Here is a 16,981-nt window from a genome sequence, read left to right on the forward strand (position 1 = left end):
AAAGAACGAAGGATGTCCGTCCCTTCCCAGACAGTAGATGCGCTTGAAACATTTCACAGTTGCTTTTGGGCAGCAACTTTTTAAATCTTTGGGCGACGAAAGCCGGGTGCGCATCCTGCATTTGCTCTGGCGCAACCACGAAATGGTGGTGGCCGACCTGGAGCAGGTGCTCGATTTCACCCAGACGAAAACCAGCAGGCAATTAGCATACTTAAAGAATGCAGGTTTGGTGAACGTGCGGCGACTGGATAACTGGATGTACTATTTTCTGAAGGAAGAGGCGGCCGAGCTGGTGCAGCAGTTGCTTGCCTTCATGGAAAAAGACCCCCAGCTGCTGCACGACCAGCAAGTGTACCAAACCCTGTGGTCGAACCGGGAGCTGGCCGCGTATAAGCTGCAAAACCGGCACTGGCACGGTCCGGCGTAAGCGCCCGCGGGCGATGCGGGCGGTATAGCTGTCTATCCTAAAATGTATCGTCCCGCATGAGCCACACCCGTCACCTGTTTGTGTGCACCAAACAAAAATCCGAAATCGGGGCTGAGGTTGCCCGTGCCCTCAAAAAAGAGCTGAAGCGCCAAGGCCTCGGCAAGCAGGTGGTCGACGGTGAAAAGCTGCGCACTCAGGTGCAGACCTGCGACTGCCTCGACCTGTGCAAGCATTGCAAAAAAGGGCCCGGTGCGGCCCTCATCGTCTATCCCGAAGGCACCGTGTATGGCGATGTACGCCCCGAAGATGTCGCCGAGCTGGTAGCCCAGCACCTGGGCCTGGGCAAAATAGTAAAGCGCTTACGCATTGATAAATAAATGAACCCGGCGGCTGAGCCGGCGGGCACGTAACGCGGAATGCTCACGGGATGCCAACCGTAGGCGGGCCTTATCCGTTGATAAGGCAATTTAACAGTATTTACCCACCGCTCCCATGCGATTTTCTCTCGCAGCCCTGCTACTGACCGGGCTGGCTTTTCGTGCCGCTGCTCAGCCGGCTGCCCCACCCGATTCCGTTTACACTGCGCCCGCGACAGCTCCGGGCTTGGCTCCTTTGGCCACGCAGGCAATGGCTCCAAAGTCTTTCGGGCAGCTAGGTAAGAACAAGACCCTCACGCTACTACCCATTCCCGTGATTTTTTACCAGGCCGAAACCGGTTTCGGCTACGGTCTGGGCGGGCTGCTGAGCGGCCGCTTCTCGACTGACACCCTGACGCGGCCTTCCAATGCTCGGGTACAGTACTGGACCACTCAAAAGGGCCAGTCGCTGCTACAACTGGTGCATGCTATCTACACGCCGGGCGAGAAATTTTACCTCAACGGCGAAATCAGCGCCTACGATATTCTGCTGTACTACTACGGAAAAGGGCCAAATACTGTCAGTGCTGACGAGTCGGAAACATCCTACAAGCTATTCATCATCAACCAGCGCCTGCAAAAGCAGATTGCTCCCAAGCTGTTCTTCGGCGCCCAGTACCGCCTCACCGACATCTCAAAAGTTGATGCCCCCGCCCGGAATGTGGACGAAAACCGCACCAACGTATTCAATAGCGACCCGCGCGTGACGGAGCGAGAGCGTCAGAAAACCCGCATATCGGGCCTCGGTCCGGTTATTACCTATGACACCCGCGATGTGCCGTTGGCCGCCTTCCACGGCAGTCTGCTTGACTTTGGGGCGACCTTCAACGGTACTGGTCTGGGTTCCGACTACCGCTTTGTGCGCTACCAGCTCGACGCCCGCCACTTCCAGCCGATTCGCTCGACCAAGACGATTCTGGCCATGCAGTTTCTGGGTCAGTTTCATACCGGCGATGTGCCTTTCCGTGAATTGGCGGGCATCGGGGCCAACCTGGGCGGCACGCTCTACAACAACGCCAACCTGTTGCGCGGCATCTACGAGCAGCGCTTCCGCGACCGTCAGATGGTGATGTTCCAGGCGGAACTCCGCCAGAAACTGTTCTGGCGCATCGACGCGGCCGTTTTCGGTGGCGTGGGCAACGTGAGTCAGTACGTCGACAAGTTCTCCCTCAACAACACCAAGTACGCCGGTGGAGCAGGCATCCGCTTCAACTTCCTGCAGCGCGACCGGGTAAATCTGCGCCTCGACTACGCTGGCGGTACCGGCAGCGCACCAGGCATTCTTTTCGCCATCGGCGAAGCATTCTAACCGCTATGCTTTAATCCGATAAAAGCCTCTCCTGCTTGCGGGAGAGGCTTTTTTGCTTTCCTTGAGTCTGCGCTGACTAGTGGATAATCGGCGCTTTCGATAGGGTAGCAATTAAATTTCGTGCCCAGGACGCTTTGCTGCTCTGCAACTTTGGCTAAAAATAATGTACTGATATTTAAATGATTGTGGGGTTGATGCCGGCTGGCAGGTAAGTCACGCATCCGGTGGCGGGTGAGGTGTAAGTAAGCTCGTCTTTATCCTTCGTCCTTAAGCTGGCGTAAGCCTAGCCAATGGACCACGCTACGCCCGCCCGCTTCCTTGCTGCCCACGAGGCCACTGCCACTGCCCCAATCCCTGCGCTTGCATTTACATTGTTGCCCACCGCGCGGTTGCTGCACCAGCAGTTGCCACCGCCTCGCGCCAATCTGCAAGTCAGCATCATTATCCCCGCCAAAGACGAAGCGGCGGGACTGCCCGCCACTCTGGCGGCGCTGGCTACTCAAACAGACCTGGCCGGCCGCCCACTGCCAGCTGGCTGCTTCGAAGTGCTGGTGCTGGCCAACAATTGCGCCGATGCCACCGCCGAAATCGCGCGCCGGCAAGCCCACCGCTGGCCGCATCTGGCGCTGGGGGTAGCCGAAATCAACCTGCCCAAAGCTCAGGCGCACGTGGGCCGCGCCCGCCGCCTGCTCATGGACGAGGCCTGCGCCCGGCTGGAGCTGGTGCGCGGCACCGGCATCATCGCCAGCACCGATGCCGATACCCGGGTAGCGCCCACCTGGGTAGCCGCCATCATGGCCGAAATAGCGGCCGGCGCCGATGCCGTGGGCGGGCGCATCAGCACGGAATTCTACCAGGACGACCAGCCCGAGCTACGGTCGCTGCGCCGTATTCAGACGCGTGACGCGGCTTACCGCCTGCTCTGCACCCGTCTTGAGCACGCCATCGACCCCGCGCCCGCCGACCCCTGGCCCCGCCACCACCAGCATTTTGGGGCCAGCCTGGCCATCACTACCCGCGCCTACCGCCGGGTGGGGGGCTTGCCCGAAGTTCGTTTTCTGGAAGATGAGGCCCTGTGCCAGCGCCTGCGCCAGCACGATTTAGCGTTGCGCCACAGCCCGCGGGTGCAGGTGCTCACCTCGGCCCGGCGCGAAGGCCGGGTGGAAGTAGGCTTGTCGTGGCAGCTGCGCGAGTGGCTGCGCATGAGCCAGCAGCAGCGCGAGCCCCACGTCGAAAACCCCAACCAACTGGCCCGCCAGTGGCGGCTGCGGCGTCGGCTGCGCGCCCACTGGGCCAGTGGCACCCGGCGGCCGCCCGAAACCCTGGCGGCGTGCCTGGCCGTGCCCGTAGCCGTGCTGCAGGAGCAGGTGCGGCAGGCTCCCACCTTCGGCATGCTGTGGGAATGGGCCCTGGCCAACGCGCCCGGCCTGCGGATAGACCTGCTGCCGCTCTCATGGGCACTACGGGTGCTGCCGCCGCTTATCCTGGCCCATGAGCCCGCGCCGGTGGTCGCGGAAGCGGTGGTTGAGCTCAGCGCTTTTCCAGCAAGTCGAGCCGGTACGTTTCGTGCCGCTGCCCGCTGAGGTGCTGCAGGGGGCCGCTGTCGGTAGCCTGGGCCAGGAAATAATTGTGTACATCATCGCCCGTCAAAGGGTAGTCGTGCACGGGCGGCGTCCAGTGCACCAGCAGGAGCTGCCCGCCCGTCTTCAGTCCCGTTACGCACTGCTGGGCCGCGCGGGCCAGGTCGGCATCATTCCAGTAATACCCCACTTCCGAAAGCAGAATGAGGTCAAATTGCCGGGGTGGGAATTCCTCCGGCACCCGCATTAGCCGCAAGTCAACCTGAGGCAAGTCCACGCAGCGGTCGCGAGCCTGCGCCAGAGCGGCCTCGCTCACATCCACGGCCAGCAGGTGGGCGCACCGCGGGGCCAGCTGCGCGGTAAGCACGCCCAGCGAGCAGCCAATCTCAAAAGCTTCGGCGTAGCGCGGGCGCGGCAGCGCCGCTACCGTGGCTGCGTATTTAGCCCGCTCGTAAGGGCTGGTTTCAAAATCCCACGGGTCGCGGTTGGCCTGGTATACCTGGTCAAAATACGCCGGCGGCAAGGTGTTGGGTTGATTAAGATTCATCGCTCAATAGCTGCAAAAAATACCTCATACGGCTCCGCGAAACGCGCCAGCATGTCGGCCGATAGTAAAAATCCATTCGGGTCGTCGGTAAAAACGCCGGGGGCCATCTGCGAGCGGTGTGCCGCGATGGCCCGCTGCTTTTTGGCCGCTACCGCACCAATAGCTACCCGAAAGCCCGCCACGGCATCGGCCGCCGTGGGCAGGTCTTCGGGCGCGGCCCGCTCCCAGGCCCACACCACATATTCGAGGCGGTGCGGCGGGCGAGCCATGCCGGCCAGCGCCGCCTGCACCAGCTGGGCGGTGGCGCGGTGGTCGGGGTGCGGGTCGCGCCGCCAGGGTACCAGCACGGTAGCCGCTTGCCGCTGCTCCAGAAATACCCGCAGCTGGTTGGCGGCATCCATAAATCCGGGCGCGTCAGCCGATGCGGGAACCTGGCCATCCGGCAGGTCGAGCAGTAGCGGCGCTACTTCATCGGCTCCCAGGATGGTTAAGGAATGCCGAAATTCGGTAACCCGGACCGCCCGGCGGGCCGGGGCCGAAAACACCGTAGAGTCCGGATGCGACATCGTCCCATCGCTCACCAGCACCGCCGCTACCGGCTGGCCAGCCTGTCGTAGCAGCGCCAGCAGCCCCCCGCAGCCCAGCGCCTCATCATCGGGGTGCGGGACAACTACTACCGTCGAGCCCAGCTTGGAAACAAAGCTGTCGCCACGCACCGGATACGTTGAAAAAGGGAGAATTGCCGCTGACAAGACTGAAATGGCTGATTTGAGTTTTAACTGAAGCTTTTCCCATCCAGCACAAACCGGCCTACGTCGGCCAACGCGGCGTCGGGGGCGGGCTGGCGCAGGTAGTGCGTGAGGTCGCGGTGCAGGCGCTCAAAGGGGAGGGGCCGCAACATGCCCCGCGCGCCCACGCTCCGCTCGGCCAGCTGTAGCATGTCGAGGCAGATTTTTTCGATGACCGTGCGCATCATATTGGCGTAGGCCACGGTGGCTTCCGCGCCTTCGGAGGTGGCCGCAGTAAGCCGGGCGGCGTTGTCGGCGGCCCCGCGCAGCCAGTGCAGGCCGCTTTCGAGGGCAATGGCCATTTCGCCCAGCCGCTGGCGCTGGTAGGGGTCGTCGGTGCGGTTCAGGCCGCGCAGGAAGCCGTGGGTTTCCTCAAACACGGCTTCGGCCCCACCCAGTTGCACGGCCGCAAACCGGATGGCCCCGCCGCTGAACGCCGGCTGCTGATAATACGCGTTAGATGGGCCGATAAGGTCTTCGGGCCCGATTTCCAGGCCCGTCAGGTCGGCGCGGAAACTGGCCGTAGCCCGCATGCCCAGCGGTTGCCAGAAGGAGCGGTCCAGCGCCGGCGGCTGGGCATCGGCGGGCAGCACAAATAGCTGCCAGCCCTGCCCCTCGGGCAACGCCCCGGTAATGAGCGGGCGCGCCAGCTGGCCGGCTCCCGAGGCAAAGGTTTTGGCCCCGCGCAGCCGGTAGCGGCCATTCGGCAAGGCATCGAGGTGCACGCCTTCGGCCGGATTTTCGGTATTCCACATGCCAAATAATAGGCCGGCGCGGGCATCGGCGGCGTAGCGCTCCACCTGCGCCGCGTTGCCCAGCTGCTGGATGAGCAGCAGCGCGTTCAGGTGGCCTTCGTAAACCCGCCCGACCGCCAGATTTCCCCGGCCCACGTGCCGCAGCACCTGCAACAGCGGCAGCGTGGCCGCCGCCGTGTGCAAGTCCGCGCCGCCCATGGCCGCGGGCAGCACCACCGTAAGCAGGCCCGCCGCCCGCAGCCAGCCAAATTCCTGGGTTGGGAAACCGCCTTCCACGTCGGTCGCCGCGGCTTGGGCAAATAGCCGCGGGGCGATTTTGGCAGCGGCACCTTCGGCCTGAGCTGGAGTACCGAGCTGCGATTCGGACAAAACAGGATGGTTTGCTTTTGGCGCTGTCAGTTGTGCGTCAGCAGCAAGCATGGGCAAATGGTCAACTGGCATACCTGAGAAACAGAAAGGCGGAAAGTTTCTATACTTCAGAACCCAGCCGAGTGTTCGGGTGAATTTTGATGGCGGCATAGGCTACTGGAGGGTGTTGAGCACTTGTGCATAAGTAACCGTGGCAAAAAAGGCGGTCATGCTGAGCGTAGCGAAGTCAAAGCGTCTCGCGTGCTTAGGTAATCCATTCGATTGAGTTACTACCACACGCGAGATGCTTCGACTTCGCTCCGCTCCGCTCAGCATGACGTTCTTTTTGTTCGCTTACCTATGCGCGCCTACTTAACAATTCGGTAACCTGTTTCGGCAGCGCCCGCCGGACCTGCACCTTACCTTCGTGGCGGCAATTGTGCCCAGCTTTTACCTCCGTTTTATGTCGTCCCGCCCCATTCGTGCCGCCTTGCTCTCCGTGTATCATAAAGACCGGCTGGCCCCGCTGGTGCAGGTGCTGCGGCAGCACGGCGTGACGCTTTATTCTACGGGCGGTACTCAGCAGTTTCTGGAAGAGCAGGGCGCTGAGGTAACCGCCGTGGAGGACCTGACCGGCTTTCCGGAAGTATTCGGTGGCCGGGTAAAAACGCTGCATCCCAAGGTGTTCGGCGGTATTCTGCACCGCCGCCACGAGGCCGGCGACCTGGCCCAGGCTGAGCAGCACGGCATTCCACCCATCGACCTGGTCGTGGTCGACTTGTACCCCTTCGAGGAAACCGTAGCCAGCGGAGCGGCCGAGCAGGACGTTATCGAGAAAATTGACATCGGTGGCATTTCGCTGCTGCGCGCCGCCGCCAAAAACTACCGCGACGTGCTCGTGGTCAGCAGCCGCGACCAGTACGCGGCCGTGACCGAGCTGCTGACCGCCAAAAACGGCGCTACCGACCTCGACGACCGCCGCCAGTACGCCGCCGCCGCCTTCGCCGCCACCTCGCACTACGACACCGAAATCGCAAAATATTTCGCTAAAAATGGGGAATCAGGAATCAGGAATGAAGAATTAACAGCGAATAATTCCTCATTCCTGATTCCTGATTCCTCACTAAGCGGAGCGTCAACCCCGCTGCGCTACGGCGAAAACCCCCACCAGGCCGGCACGTTCTACGGCGACCTCACGGCGCTGTTCGACCAGCTGCACGGCAAGCAGCTCAGCTACAACAACCTGGTGGACGTGGATGCCGCCGTGGCCCTGATGGCCGAATTCACCGACGGCGAGCCCGCCTGCGCCATCCTCAAGCACACCAATGCCTGCGGCGTAGCCCAGGCCGCCACACTCCACGATGCTTATGTGAATGCGCTCAGCTGCGACCCGACCTCGGCCTTCGGCGGGGTTATCATCGTGAACAAAGAAGTGGACGCGGCCACTGCTGCCGAGTTGAACCAGCTGTTCTTCGAAGTGCTGATTGCGCCCAGCTTCGCCGCCGAAGCCTTGCCCGTGCTCCAAAGCAAGAAAAACCGCATTCTGCTGCTCCAAAAGCCGGTGGAGTTTCCAAAGAAGCAAATCAAAACCCTGCTCAACGGCATCATCGAGCAGGATGCCGACCGCCAGACCGAAACCGCCGCCGATTTCCGCACCGTCACCCAATCGGCTCCCACCGACGAGGAAACCGCGGCCCTGGTGTTCGCCGGCAAAATCTGCAAGCACACCAAGAGCAATACCATCGTGCTGGCCCGCGCCGGTCAGCTGCTGGCCTCCGGCGTGGGCCAGACCAGCCGCGTCGATGCCCTGCGCCAGGCCATCGAGAAAGCCCACACCTTCGGCTTCGACCTGCACGGTGCCGTGATGGCCTCCGACGCCTTCTTCCCCTTCCCCGACTGCGTGGAAATTGCCGGCGCGGCCGGCATTCGGGCCGTGGTGCAGCCCGGTGGCTCCATTAAGGATGCCGACAGCACCCGCGCCGCCGACGAGCTGGGCATGGCTATGGTATTGACCGGCGTGCGGCATTTCAAGCACTAACTGTCATTGCGAGCGCAGCGCAGCAAACGAAGTTCAGCGCAGCTAATCCTTCCTCCCCGAGCGACCAACCTGATATCTGCTGTTACGCGGCAGGATGTAGCGCGGACTTTGTTGTCCGCGAGTCTGCGCCGTGTAGTGGTTGTAGCGGCGCAGACTCGCGGACTACAAAGTCCGCGCTACATCCCCCGAGGCGCTTTAACAAGGAGAGCGCGTAACAGCAGCTAATATCATGACCAAGCCCCGGCTCTGCACAAGAGTCGGGGTCTTTGTTTTAAAAAGGAACTTCATCACCATTCAGGGCTGGTCGCAATAAGAGGACGGATTGCCACGTTGCGCTGCGCTTCACTCGCAATGACAGACGGTTGGCGGGTTCAATGCCATAACTCCGTTCATCATGCCCGCCCAAACCTTCCGTACCTTTGCCCATTATTCTGCCCAGCTTACACGCTGGGCTCCGCCTTATTGCAGCTAACGCTATGGGTTTCTTTAATTTCTGGACCAGCGACATCGCCATCGACCTGGGTACGGCTAATACGCTCATCATCCACAACGATAAAATCGTGGTGGATGAGCCGAGCATCATCGCCAAAGACCGAACTACGAATAAAGTCATCGCCGTGGGCCGCCAGGCTCAGCAGATGCATGAGAAAACCCACGATAACATCCGCACCATTCGCCCGCTGAAAGACGGGGTTATTGCCGATTTCCACGCCGCCGAGGAAATGATTAAGGGCATGATTAAGATGATTGACACGCGCAACCGGCTGTTTCAGCCCTCGCACCGCATGGTCATCTGCATCCCGTCGGGCATTACCGAAGTGGAGAAACGTGCCGTGCGTGACTCCGCCGAGCACGCCGGGGCCAAGGAAGTCTGGATGATTCAGGAGCCCATGGCCGCCGCCATCGGCATCGGCATCGACGTGCAGCAGCCCGTGGGCTCGATGATTATCGATATCGGAGGCGGCACGACGGAAATCGCGGTAATCGCGCTGTCGGGCATCGTGTGCGACCAGTCCATCAAAACCGCTGGCGACGTTTTCAACCAGGACATCCTCGACTACATGCGCCGGCAGCATAACCTGCTCATCGGTGAGCGTTCGGCCGAGCGCATCAAGATTGAAGTAGGGGCGGCCCTCACCGAACTCGACGTGCCGCCGCCCGACCACGAAGTGCGTGGCCGCGACCTGATGACGGGCATTCCGAAAGTTATTAAAGTAACCTTCTCGGAAATTGCCATCGCCCTCGATAAATCGGTGGCAAAAATTGAGGAAGCCGTATTGAAAGCCCTCGAAATTTCGCCGCCCGAATTGTCGGCCGATATTTACGAGAACGGTATTCACCTCACCGGTGGCGGTGCATTGCTGCGCGGTTTGGACAAGCGCCTGGCCGCCAAAACCAAGCTGCCAATTCATATTGCTGAAGACCCGCTGCGCGCCGTGGTGCGCGGCACCGGCAAGGCAATTAAGGACATTCAGGCCTTTAAAGGTGTACTTCTCACTTAAGAATTGGAAATTAAAAATTAAGGATTAAGAATTAAAAATTGACTATTGTTCAATTAGCCAGGTGGCACCATTTGAGCGGTTGTTAACTTTTAATTCTTAATTCTTGATTTTTAATTCTTAATTGACCTTCCCGTGCGGAATTTATTTATTTTCCTATTTCGCTTTCGCGGGGCGCTGGTATTTGGCTTATTAGAAATAATCAGCCTGTATTTATTTGTCACTAATAATTCGTATCAGCGGGCCGCTTTTTTTAATTCGGCTAATAAATATGCCGGCGTGGTGCTGGAACGGCGCGCGCAGGTAGTCGACTATTTCCACCTGGCCGAAACGAACCAGCAGCTGGCGGCCGAGAATGCCGCGCTCCGCCAGCAGCTTTATCCGGCCGACTCGGTGCGGCGTGAGGCCGACTCAGTAGCATTGCCGCCGGCCCGTACCGATTCGCTGCGGCGCGTGCGCTACCAGCGGCCGGCCGCCCGGCCCGATACCCTGCTGCTGGCCCAGCAGCGCCTACCGGCCCGTGACCCGAGTTATCCACTAACGCCGGCCCGGGTTATCAACAATATGCTGCATAATGTGGATAACTACCTTACCCTGAACGTGGGCAGCGCTAATGGCGTACGCCCCGGCCTGGGCGTGGTGGCCGCCGGTGGGGTAGTGGGCCGCGTGAAAGTGGTGAGCGAACACTACGCCACCGTCACGAGCCTGCTGCATTCCAAAACCAGCATCGCCTCTAAAATCAAGCGCGACGGCACGTTTGGCACCATTCGCTGGCTGGGCGACGACCCGACGCACGCCCTGCTCGACAACGTGCTGCGCGAAACCAAGCTGCTGAAAGGCGACACGGTAGTGACGTCGAGCTACAACTCGGTGTTCCCGGAAGGCTTGTTTATTGGCACCATCGAGTCGTTTGTGAAGGAACCCGACAAGAACTTCTGGACGATACGCGTGCGGCTGGGCGTCAATTTTGCCAACCTCACTTACGTCTACGTGGTGACCAACCGGGCCAAGGCCGAGCGCGACACCGTGGAAGTACACACCGGCATACTGCCAAAAGGAGGAGCCCGCCCATGAGTGCCGTACGGTTTATTCTGATTCAATTGCTGCGCTTCGGGCTCTACGCGGGCGTGCATGTGCTGCTGATTAGCCGCTTGGTGCTGTTTGAGTTGGGCTGGTGTTTTTTGTATCTGGGCTTTTTGCTGTTTTTGCCGCTGGCCACGCCCATTGTGGTGCAGCTGCTGCTGGCCTTTGCGATGGGCCTCACGATGGATATTTTCTACGATACCGGCGGGCTGCACGCGGCGGCGGCGGTGCTGCTGGGCTTCCTGCGGCCGTGGGTGCTGCGCCTGCTCACCCCGCGCGACGGCTACGACAGCGGCGACGCGGTGAACGTGCATCAAATGGGCTGGCAGTGGTTTGGGGTCTACCTCACGCTATTGGTGCTCATTCATCACACGGCTTTTTTCCTGCTGGAGCTGGGCAGCTTTCTGCATTTTGGCATCACGCTGGGGAAAATACTGGTGAGCGCACTATTCACCGGGCTGGCGTTGTTGATTATTCAACTGCTGTTTTATCCGGTGCGGCGGGGGCGGAATTAACGATTAGTGGTTAACGGTTAGTGATTAATGGTTAATTATGGAGCGCAATATATTGAAAGCAAAATCATTCGTATTTGCAGTGCGAATTGTGCGCCTGTTTCAGTTTTTGCAAACAGCTAAAAAAGAATATGTAATAGCAAAACAGTTGCTGCGATGTGGTACTTCCGTGGGCAGTATGGTTCGGGAAGCGGAACATGCTGAAAGCAAAGCTGATTTTATTCATAAAATGGCAGTTGCTCAAAAAGAAATTAATGAGACTATTTATTGGCTGGAGTTACTGGCCGCTACTGACTATCTCACGCCCGAACAAGCTGCCAGCCTATGTATCGATGCCACAGAATTGCTGAAGCTGCTAACCAGTTCCATTAAAACGGCAAAGAATAATTTGAAGACTATTGGTAGTTAATCAGTCGTTTTTTTCGGTGAAAATTAAATCCTATACATCTTCCTCATAAGAAATAATTAATCATTAACCACTAATCATTAACCACTATAAGAATGCAATACCTGGAAGGCCGTAAATACGTGGTGAAAGGCATCTTCTTGGCGGTGGCCCTCATTTTCCTGACGCGGCTGTTTGTCATGCAGGTGCTGGATGGTACCTACAAGCTGGCGGCCGATAGAAACACGCTGCAGCGCCTGGTCCAGATTCCCTACCGGGGCCTGATATACGACCGCAAGAACCAGCTGCTGGTGCAGAATACACCCGTGTACGACCTGATGGTGGTGCCCCGCGAAGTGAAGCAGCTGGACTCGGCCCGCTTCTGCGCCCTGCTCCAGATTCCGCTGGAGGACCTGCGCGCCAGCCTACTGGCAGCCAAGAAATACTCGCGCAATAAGCCCTCGCCTGTGGTTCAGAACCTGACCACGCCCGACCTGGCCGCGATTCAGGACAACCTGATGGATTTCCCGGGCTTCCGTATTCAGGCGCGCATGGCCCGGGCCTACCGCATGGATAACCTGGCTCACGCCCTGGGCTACGTGGGGGCCATCACACCGGCATTTATGGAAAAGCCGAAGTATGCCAAGTACCACTCCGGCGAAAACATCGGTATTTCGGGTCTGGAGTCGTTCTACGAGGAAACGCTGATGGGCCGGCGCGGCGTGCAGTACAAGATGGTGAACGTGCGCGGCATTGAGAAAGGCAAGTTTCGGGACGGGGAGTTTGATACGCTGTCGGTGGCCGGGCAGGATTTGCACCTGAGCATTGATGCTGAACTACAGGCTTATGGGGAAAAACTGCTGGCCGGCCGGCGGGGCTCCATTGTGGCCATCGACCCCAAAACGGGCGAGATACTGGCCTTCGTGTCGGCTCCGCACTACAAGCCGCAGCTGCTCACGGGCAAGGGCTCGGGCAACCGCTACATGGATTTGCTCAACAACCCCGACCGCCCGCTCTTCGACCGCCCGCTGATGGCCACGTACCCGCCCGGCTCGGTGTTTAAGCTGGTGAATGAGCTGGTGGCGCTGCAGTTGGGCGTAGTTAAGCCCGGTACGTCCTTCGAGTGCAACCAGAAACTGGTGCGCTGCACCCACCGCCACGAGCCGCCGCGCAACGTAAGTATTGCTATCAAGCAAAGCTGCAATCCCTATTTCTACCAGGTGCTGCGGGCGGCGGTGGTGCGTGGACAGGCTCCCAATAAGTACGACGATGCCCACATCGGCCTGGGGCAGTGGCAGAAAATGGTGAAATCATTCGGCCTCGGCGAAAAGCTGGGCGTGGATATGTCGCAGGAGAAGCGCGGCCTTATTCCTTCGCCGGAATTCTACGACAAGAAGTTTTTCAATAAAAAGGAAAACCGTCAGCATCGCTGGAGCTTCCGCAACGTGTATTCGCTCAGCATCGGGCAGGGTGAAATCGGTATTACGGGCCTGCAAATGGCCAATGTGCTGGCTACTATTGCTAACCGGGGCTGGTACTACACGCCGCATTTCGTGCGCGGCATTGGCAACGGCGGCCCACTGTCGCAGTACCAGCAAAAGCATTTCACGGCCGTCGATACGGCCCTGTTCAAGCACATTATTCCCGGCATGCAGCAGGTAGTGGACGGCAACGGGGGCACCGGCGAGCTGGCTTCGCTGGCGCAGTTCGGGATTTCGGTGGCCGGCAAAACCGGCACCGTGCAAAACGCTCACGGCTTCGACCACGCCACCTTCGCCGCCTTCGCCCCGGCCAATGACCCCAAAATTGCCATTGCCGTTTTCATCGAAAACAGTGGCTTTGGAGGCACCAGCGCCGCCCCCGCCGCGGGCCTGATGATTGAAAAATACCTGCGTGGCAAAGTAGCACCCCACCGCAAACGCTGGGAGGATTGGGTGATGTACGGCGACTTCACCAAGCATTTGCACGGGATGTAATGGTGGCGCAAGACGCGGTAGAGACGCAAGATTTTGCGTCTCGTCGTCCGCGCCGTTCAAGTAGTGCGGGCGTTATCGTTCAACGACGAGACGCAAAATCTTGCGTCTCTACCTCGTTCTAGTCAAGTTTGCTCCCAACCTTTCGCTTCCAAACTCAGTTCTACCTCCTCACAATCCTCGGAAAAAACATGGAATCCTTAACCGGAAAAGTCGCCCTCGTAACCGGCGCGGGCAAAGGCATCGGCCGCGCCGTAGCCCTGGCCCTGGCTGCTGAAGGCGTGCACGTAGGCCTGCTGGCCCGCACCGAAAGTGACCTGCGCGAAGTAGCGGCCGAAATTATTGCTGCCGGTGGCACCGTGATTACCACCGTGGCCGACGTGGCCGACCGCACCGCCGTGAACCTCGCCGTGGCCAAAATCCACGACGAGCTCGGCCCGATTGACATCCTCATCAACAACGCCGGCATCGGCAGCTTCGCCAAGTTTCTGGAGATGGAGCCCGAGCAGTGGGAGCACATCATTCAGGTGAACCTGATGGGCACTTACTACGTGACCCGCGCCGTGCTGCCCGTGATGATTGCGCGCCAGACCGGCGATATTATCAACATCTCCTCCACCTCCGGCCTGCGGGCCGCCGCCGGCAGCAGCGCCTACAGCGCCTCCAAATTCGCCGTCATGGGTCTCACCGAGGCCCTGATGCAGGAAGTGCGCAAGCACAACATCCGGGTATCAGTCCTCACGCCCAGCACCGTGGCTACGCCGCTGGCCTTGGAAAACAAGCTCACCGATGGCAACCCCGAGAAAGTGATGCAGCCCGAGGATTTGGCCGAGTTCATGGTGTCGCAGCTGAAGCTGAACCGCCGCATTTTTATCAAAGAGGCAGGCATGTGGTCGACTAATCCGTAGCGCCGCAGGATTTCCCGCTTACCGAAGCGCCCCCGTAACTTATGTTGCGGGGGCGCTTCGGTTTCGATAGCTACAGCTTCTCAAACGGCACGTTCTGAATCGGGTATGACTTCCAGTCTTTGTAGTCGTAGTGCCACCACTCGGCGGGCAGCACGGTGAAGCCGTGGGTTTCCATGAGGCGGCGCAGCAGGTCGCGGGCTTCGCGCTGGGCGGCGGTGCCGCCCGCGTAGGCGATGTAGGAGCGGGGACTCATCTCATCGTACGTACCGGGCATCTCGATTTCGCGGCCGGTGGCAAGGTCGCACAAGGTAAGGTCGACGGCGCAGCCGCGGTTGTGGCGCGAGCCTTTGCGCGGGTCGGCTACGAACTCCCGTTTCTCGGGTGGGGTGCTGTCCCACATCATTTTGGTGATGCGCCAGGGCCGGTAGCCATCGAAAACCAGCAGGCGGTAGCCCAGCGGTTTTAAGTCGGCGTTGACCTGTGCCAGTGCCTCGGCGGCGGGGCGCTGCAAAAATGCCCGCGCCTGCGGATAGAGGGGCCGCCCCATAAAGTTGTGCGGCGTAGCGTAGCGGATATCCAATTGGATGGTTGGGTCGAGCCGCTGCAATTCCACCAATTCGGACGGGGTGAAAGTGCCGGTTTCGAGGGGCGGCTTTGTGGCGCAGCTGCTAATTATTGCTATTGCGCAAAAGGCCCACGATTTCCGCAATGCCAGGTATTTGCTTTCAGAATTAGGCATGTAATAAGGCTTGAATTCCAATGAAATGCAGCGGTGAATTTCGAAAATATATCCGGGTTTATCGCACCAAAAGCGGACCAACTGGTCAACAAAAAAGCCTCCATCAAGGAGGCTTTTTTTATTCAGCAACAGACCTTACAAAATCCCGCTCAAAAAGCCCGGCGCGATGCCCAGCAGAATCGTCAGCAGCACCAGCACTACCAGCGTCACTGTCTGGATACCATCGACCGGTACGGGAGTTGTATCTTCGGGCGCGGGCTGCATGTACATGGCGATGATGGGGCGCAGGTAGTAGTACAGGCCCACCATGCTCATGACGACGGCGAACACCACGAGGCCGATATAGCCCTGGCCCACGGCGGCGGCCAGCAGGAAAAACTTGCCAAAAAAGCCACCCGTGAGCGGAATGCCCGCCAGCGAGAGCATGGCCACCGTCATGGTGAAAGCCAGCAGCGGGTTGGTTTTGCCCAGGCCGTTGAGGCCGGCGTAGGAGTCGTTCTGGCGGTGTTCGGCCACTAGTTTCAGCACGCCGAAAGCGGCTACCGTGGCAATGGAATAGGCCAGGGAGTAGAAGAAGATACCGCTGGCGGCATCGCCGATGAGCACACCTTTGCTGGCTACTAGGCCGATGAGCAGGTAGCCGGCGTGGCTCACGCTGGAGTAGGCCAGCATGCGCTTGGTGTTGGTTTGGGCGGCGGCACCCACGTTGCCGAGCAGCAGCGTGAGGGCGCACATGGCCTGGATAGTGGGCATCCAGAAGCCCTGGGCGGCGGGCAGGGCCACGGCCAGCAGCTTGAGGAAAGCGGCAAAACCGGCCGTTTTCACCACGGTGCTCATGAAAGCGGTGAAGAAGGTGGGCGTGCCCTCGTACACGTCGGGCGTCCAGAAGTGGAAGGGCGCGGCCGATACCTTGAAGCCGATGCCGATAATCATCATCAGGATGCCGATGTAGAGCATGGGCTGCAGGCTGGCATTGGCGGGGTTGGCCACGGCGGCGGCCAGCTGCGAGAGGGCGAACGTGCCGGTAGCACCATACAGCAGCGCCACGCCGAAGAGCAGGATGCCGGTGGCAAACGCGCCCATCAGGAAGTACTTGAGGGCGGCCTCGTTCGAGCGTGAGTCGCGCTTGTTGCTGCCGGCCAGCACGTACATGCAGATGCTCAGGATTTCGATGCCCACGAAAAGCATCAGCAGGTGGTCGTAGCCGACCATCATGATTGCGCCTACCAGCGAGAACAGCAGCAGCGCGTAGTATTCGGCCAGATTGGTTTCGCCCGATACTACGTAGCTGCGCGAGAAAGGCAGCAGTAAAATGGTGGTCAGCAACACGATACCGGTGAAGGCTACCGTGTAGTTATCCACCACCAGCATGTTGTTGAAATACGGCGCGTGGACGACGTTCCAGTCGGCGTAGTTGGCCCCGAACACGGCCAGCAGCAGCAGCATGGCACCGGGCAGCAACACCTTATTCGAGCGCAGGAAGCCCAGGAACAGGTTGAGGATGCCGAAGATGGAGAGGAGAATGATGGAGGTCATGTAGTAACTTCAAATAGGAACGCCGGGGATGCCCAACGGAACGTCATGCTGAGCTTGTCGAAGCATCTCTACCGCGCAAGTAATTAGTTAGTATCGAGGTAGAGATGCTTCGACAAGCTCAGCATGACGTTCTTTTTT

At 59.6% G+C, this 16,981-nt stretch carries 17 protein-coding genes; 11 read left to right on the plus strand and 6 right to left on the minus strand.

The features are described 5' to 3' along the window. Positions 1 to 37 precede the first annotated feature (37 nt). From ABD819_RS12480 to ABD819_RS12490, 3 genes are all read left to right on the plus strand, one after another. On the plus strand, positions 38 to 427 hold the full coding sequence (locus tag ABD819_RS12480; RefSeq protein WP_345124804.1) for an ArsR/SmtB family transcription factor: 390 nt from the start codon (positions 38 to 40) through the stop codon (positions 425 to 427). A gap of 56 nt (positions 428 to 483) precedes the next feature. Beyond that, positions 484 to 804: a (2Fe-2S) ferredoxin domain-containing protein gene (locus ABD819_RS12485; protein WP_345124806.1), complete on the plus strand. Its 321-nt coding sequence runs from the start codon at positions 484 to 486 to the stop codon at positions 802 to 804. A gap of 115 nt (positions 805 to 919) precedes the next feature. Next, positions 920 to 2,152 (plus strand): BamA/TamA family outer membrane protein, encoded by a 1,233-nt coding sequence (locus tag ABD819_RS12490; protein WP_345124809.1) that lies wholly within the window; start codon positions 920 to 922, stop codon positions 2,150 to 2,152. Here ABD819_RS12490 and ABD819_RS12495 read toward each other — a convergent pair. After that, the gene (locus ABD819_RS12495; RefSeq protein WP_345124811.1) at positions 2,149 to 2,373 is read right to left on the minus strand and encodes a hypothetical protein; all 225 of its coding nucleotides are present in this window, start codon (positions 2,371 to 2,373) and stop codon (positions 2,149 to 2,151) included. The two genes, ABD819_RS12490 and ABD819_RS12495, sit on opposite strands and share 4 nt — an antisense overlap. A gap of 183 nt (positions 2,374 to 2,556) precedes the next feature. Here ABD819_RS12495 and ABD819_RS12500 point away from each other — a divergent pair, with 183 nt between their 5' ends. Then, positions 2,557 to 3,735, plus strand: coding sequence for a glycosyltransferase (locus ABD819_RS12500; protein WP_345124813.1), 1,179 nt, complete (start codon positions 2,557 to 2,559; stop codon positions 3,733 to 3,735). On the opposite strand, the gene ABD819_RS12505 is transcribed toward ABD819_RS12500, so the two are convergent. Genes ABD819_RS12505 through ABD819_RS12515 form a run of 3 tightly spaced genes read right to left on the minus strand, consistent with a single transcriptional unit; the run spans position 3,683 to position 6,191 of the window. Continuing rightward, positions 3,683 to 4,279 carry a class I SAM-dependent DNA methyltransferase gene (locus ABD819_RS12505; RefSeq protein ID WP_345124816.1) on the minus strand — a complete coding sequence of 199 codons (597 nt, stop codon included), beginning with the start codon at positions 4,277 to 4,279 and terminating at the stop codon, positions 3,683 to 3,685. The two genes, ABD819_RS12500 and ABD819_RS12505, sit on opposite strands and share 53 nt — an antisense overlap. Continuing rightward, positions 4,276 to 4,995, minus strand: coding sequence for a PIG-L deacetylase family protein (locus ABD819_RS12510; protein ID WP_345124818.1), 720 nt, complete (start codon positions 4,993 to 4,995; stop codon positions 4,276 to 4,278). The genes ABD819_RS12505 and ABD819_RS12510 overlap by 4 nt, the downstream gene beginning before the upstream one ends. 59 nt (positions 4,996 to 5,054) lie before the next feature. Continuing rightward, positions 5,055 to 6,191, minus strand: a complete 1,137-nt coding sequence (locus ABD819_RS12515) for an acyl-CoA dehydrogenase family protein (protein WP_345124820.1) — start codon at positions 6,189 to 6,191, stop codon at positions 5,055 to 5,057. Between the two features lie 442 nt (positions 6,192 to 6,633). On the opposite strand from ABD819_RS12515, the gene purH reads away from it, so the two are divergent. The 7 genes from purH (at position 6,634) to ABD819_RS12550 (ending at position 14,568) form a co-directional block, all read left to right on the plus strand. After that, positions 6,634 to 8,208, plus strand: a complete 1,575-nt coding sequence (purH, locus tag ABD819_RS12520; RefSeq protein WP_345124822.1) for a bifunctional phosphoribosylaminoimidazolecarboxamide formyltransferase/IMP cyclohydrolase — start codon at positions 6,634 to 6,636, stop codon at positions 8,206 to 8,208. A 476-nt stretch (positions 8,209 to 8,684) separates the two neighbouring features. Then, positions 8,685 to 9,710 carry a rod shape-determining protein gene (locus ABD819_RS12525; protein WP_345124824.1) on the plus strand — a complete coding sequence of 342 codons (1,026 nt, stop codon included), beginning with the start codon at positions 8,685 to 8,687 and terminating at the stop codon, positions 9,708 to 9,710. 132 nt (positions 9,711 to 9,842) lie between these two features. Beyond that, positions 9,843 to 10,781 (plus strand): rod shape-determining protein MreC, encoded by a 939-nt coding sequence (gene mreC, locus ABD819_RS12530; RefSeq protein WP_345124826.1) that lies wholly within the window; start codon positions 9,843 to 9,845, stop codon positions 10,779 to 10,781. Beyond that, positions 10,778 to 11,305, plus strand: a complete 528-nt coding sequence (locus ABD819_RS12535; protein WP_345124828.1) for a hypothetical protein — start codon at positions 10,778 to 10,780, stop codon at positions 11,303 to 11,305. The genes mreC and ABD819_RS12535 overlap by 4 nt, the downstream gene beginning before the upstream one ends. 37 nt (positions 11,306 to 11,342) lie before the next feature. Beyond that, positions 11,343 to 11,711 carry a four helix bundle protein gene (locus tag ABD819_RS12540; protein ID WP_345124830.1) on the plus strand — a complete coding sequence of 123 codons (369 nt, stop codon included), beginning with the start codon at positions 11,343 to 11,345 and terminating at the stop codon, positions 11,709 to 11,711. A gap of 92 nt (positions 11,712 to 11,803) precedes the next feature. Then, entirely contained in the window at positions 11,804 to 13,663 is a 1,860-nt protein-coding gene (gene mrdA, locus ABD819_RS12545; protein WP_345124833.1) for a penicillin-binding protein 2, read from the plus strand. A gap of 188 nt (positions 13,664 to 13,851) precedes the next feature. Further along, complete coding sequence (locus ABD819_RS12550) at positions 13,852 to 14,568, plus strand: 3-ketoacyl-ACP reductase (protein ID WP_345124835.1); 717 nt, start codon at positions 13,852 to 13,854, stop codon at positions 14,566 to 14,568. 70 nt (positions 14,569 to 14,638) lie between these two features. Here ABD819_RS12550 and ABD819_RS12555 read toward each other — a convergent pair whose 3' ends face one another. Further along, a complete protein-coding gene (locus ABD819_RS12555; protein ID WP_345124837.1) occupies positions 14,639 to 15,307 on the minus strand; it encodes a M15 family metallopeptidase in 669 nt (222 codons plus the stop codon). A 135-nt stretch (positions 15,308 to 15,442) separates the two neighbouring features. After that, on the minus strand, positions 15,443 to 16,843 hold the full coding sequence (locus ABD819_RS12560; RefSeq protein WP_345124839.1) for an NADH-quinone oxidoreductase subunit N: 1,401 nt from the start codon (positions 16,841 to 16,843) through the stop codon (positions 15,443 to 15,445). Positions 16,844 to 16,981 lie beyond the last annotated feature (138 nt).

It is taken from the genome of Hymenobacter antarcticus, from assembly GCF_039539545.1.
In the GTDB taxonomy this organism is placed as follows: Bacteria; Bacteroidota; Bacteroidia; order Cytophagales; family Hymenobacteraceae; genus Hymenobacter; species Hymenobacter antarcticus.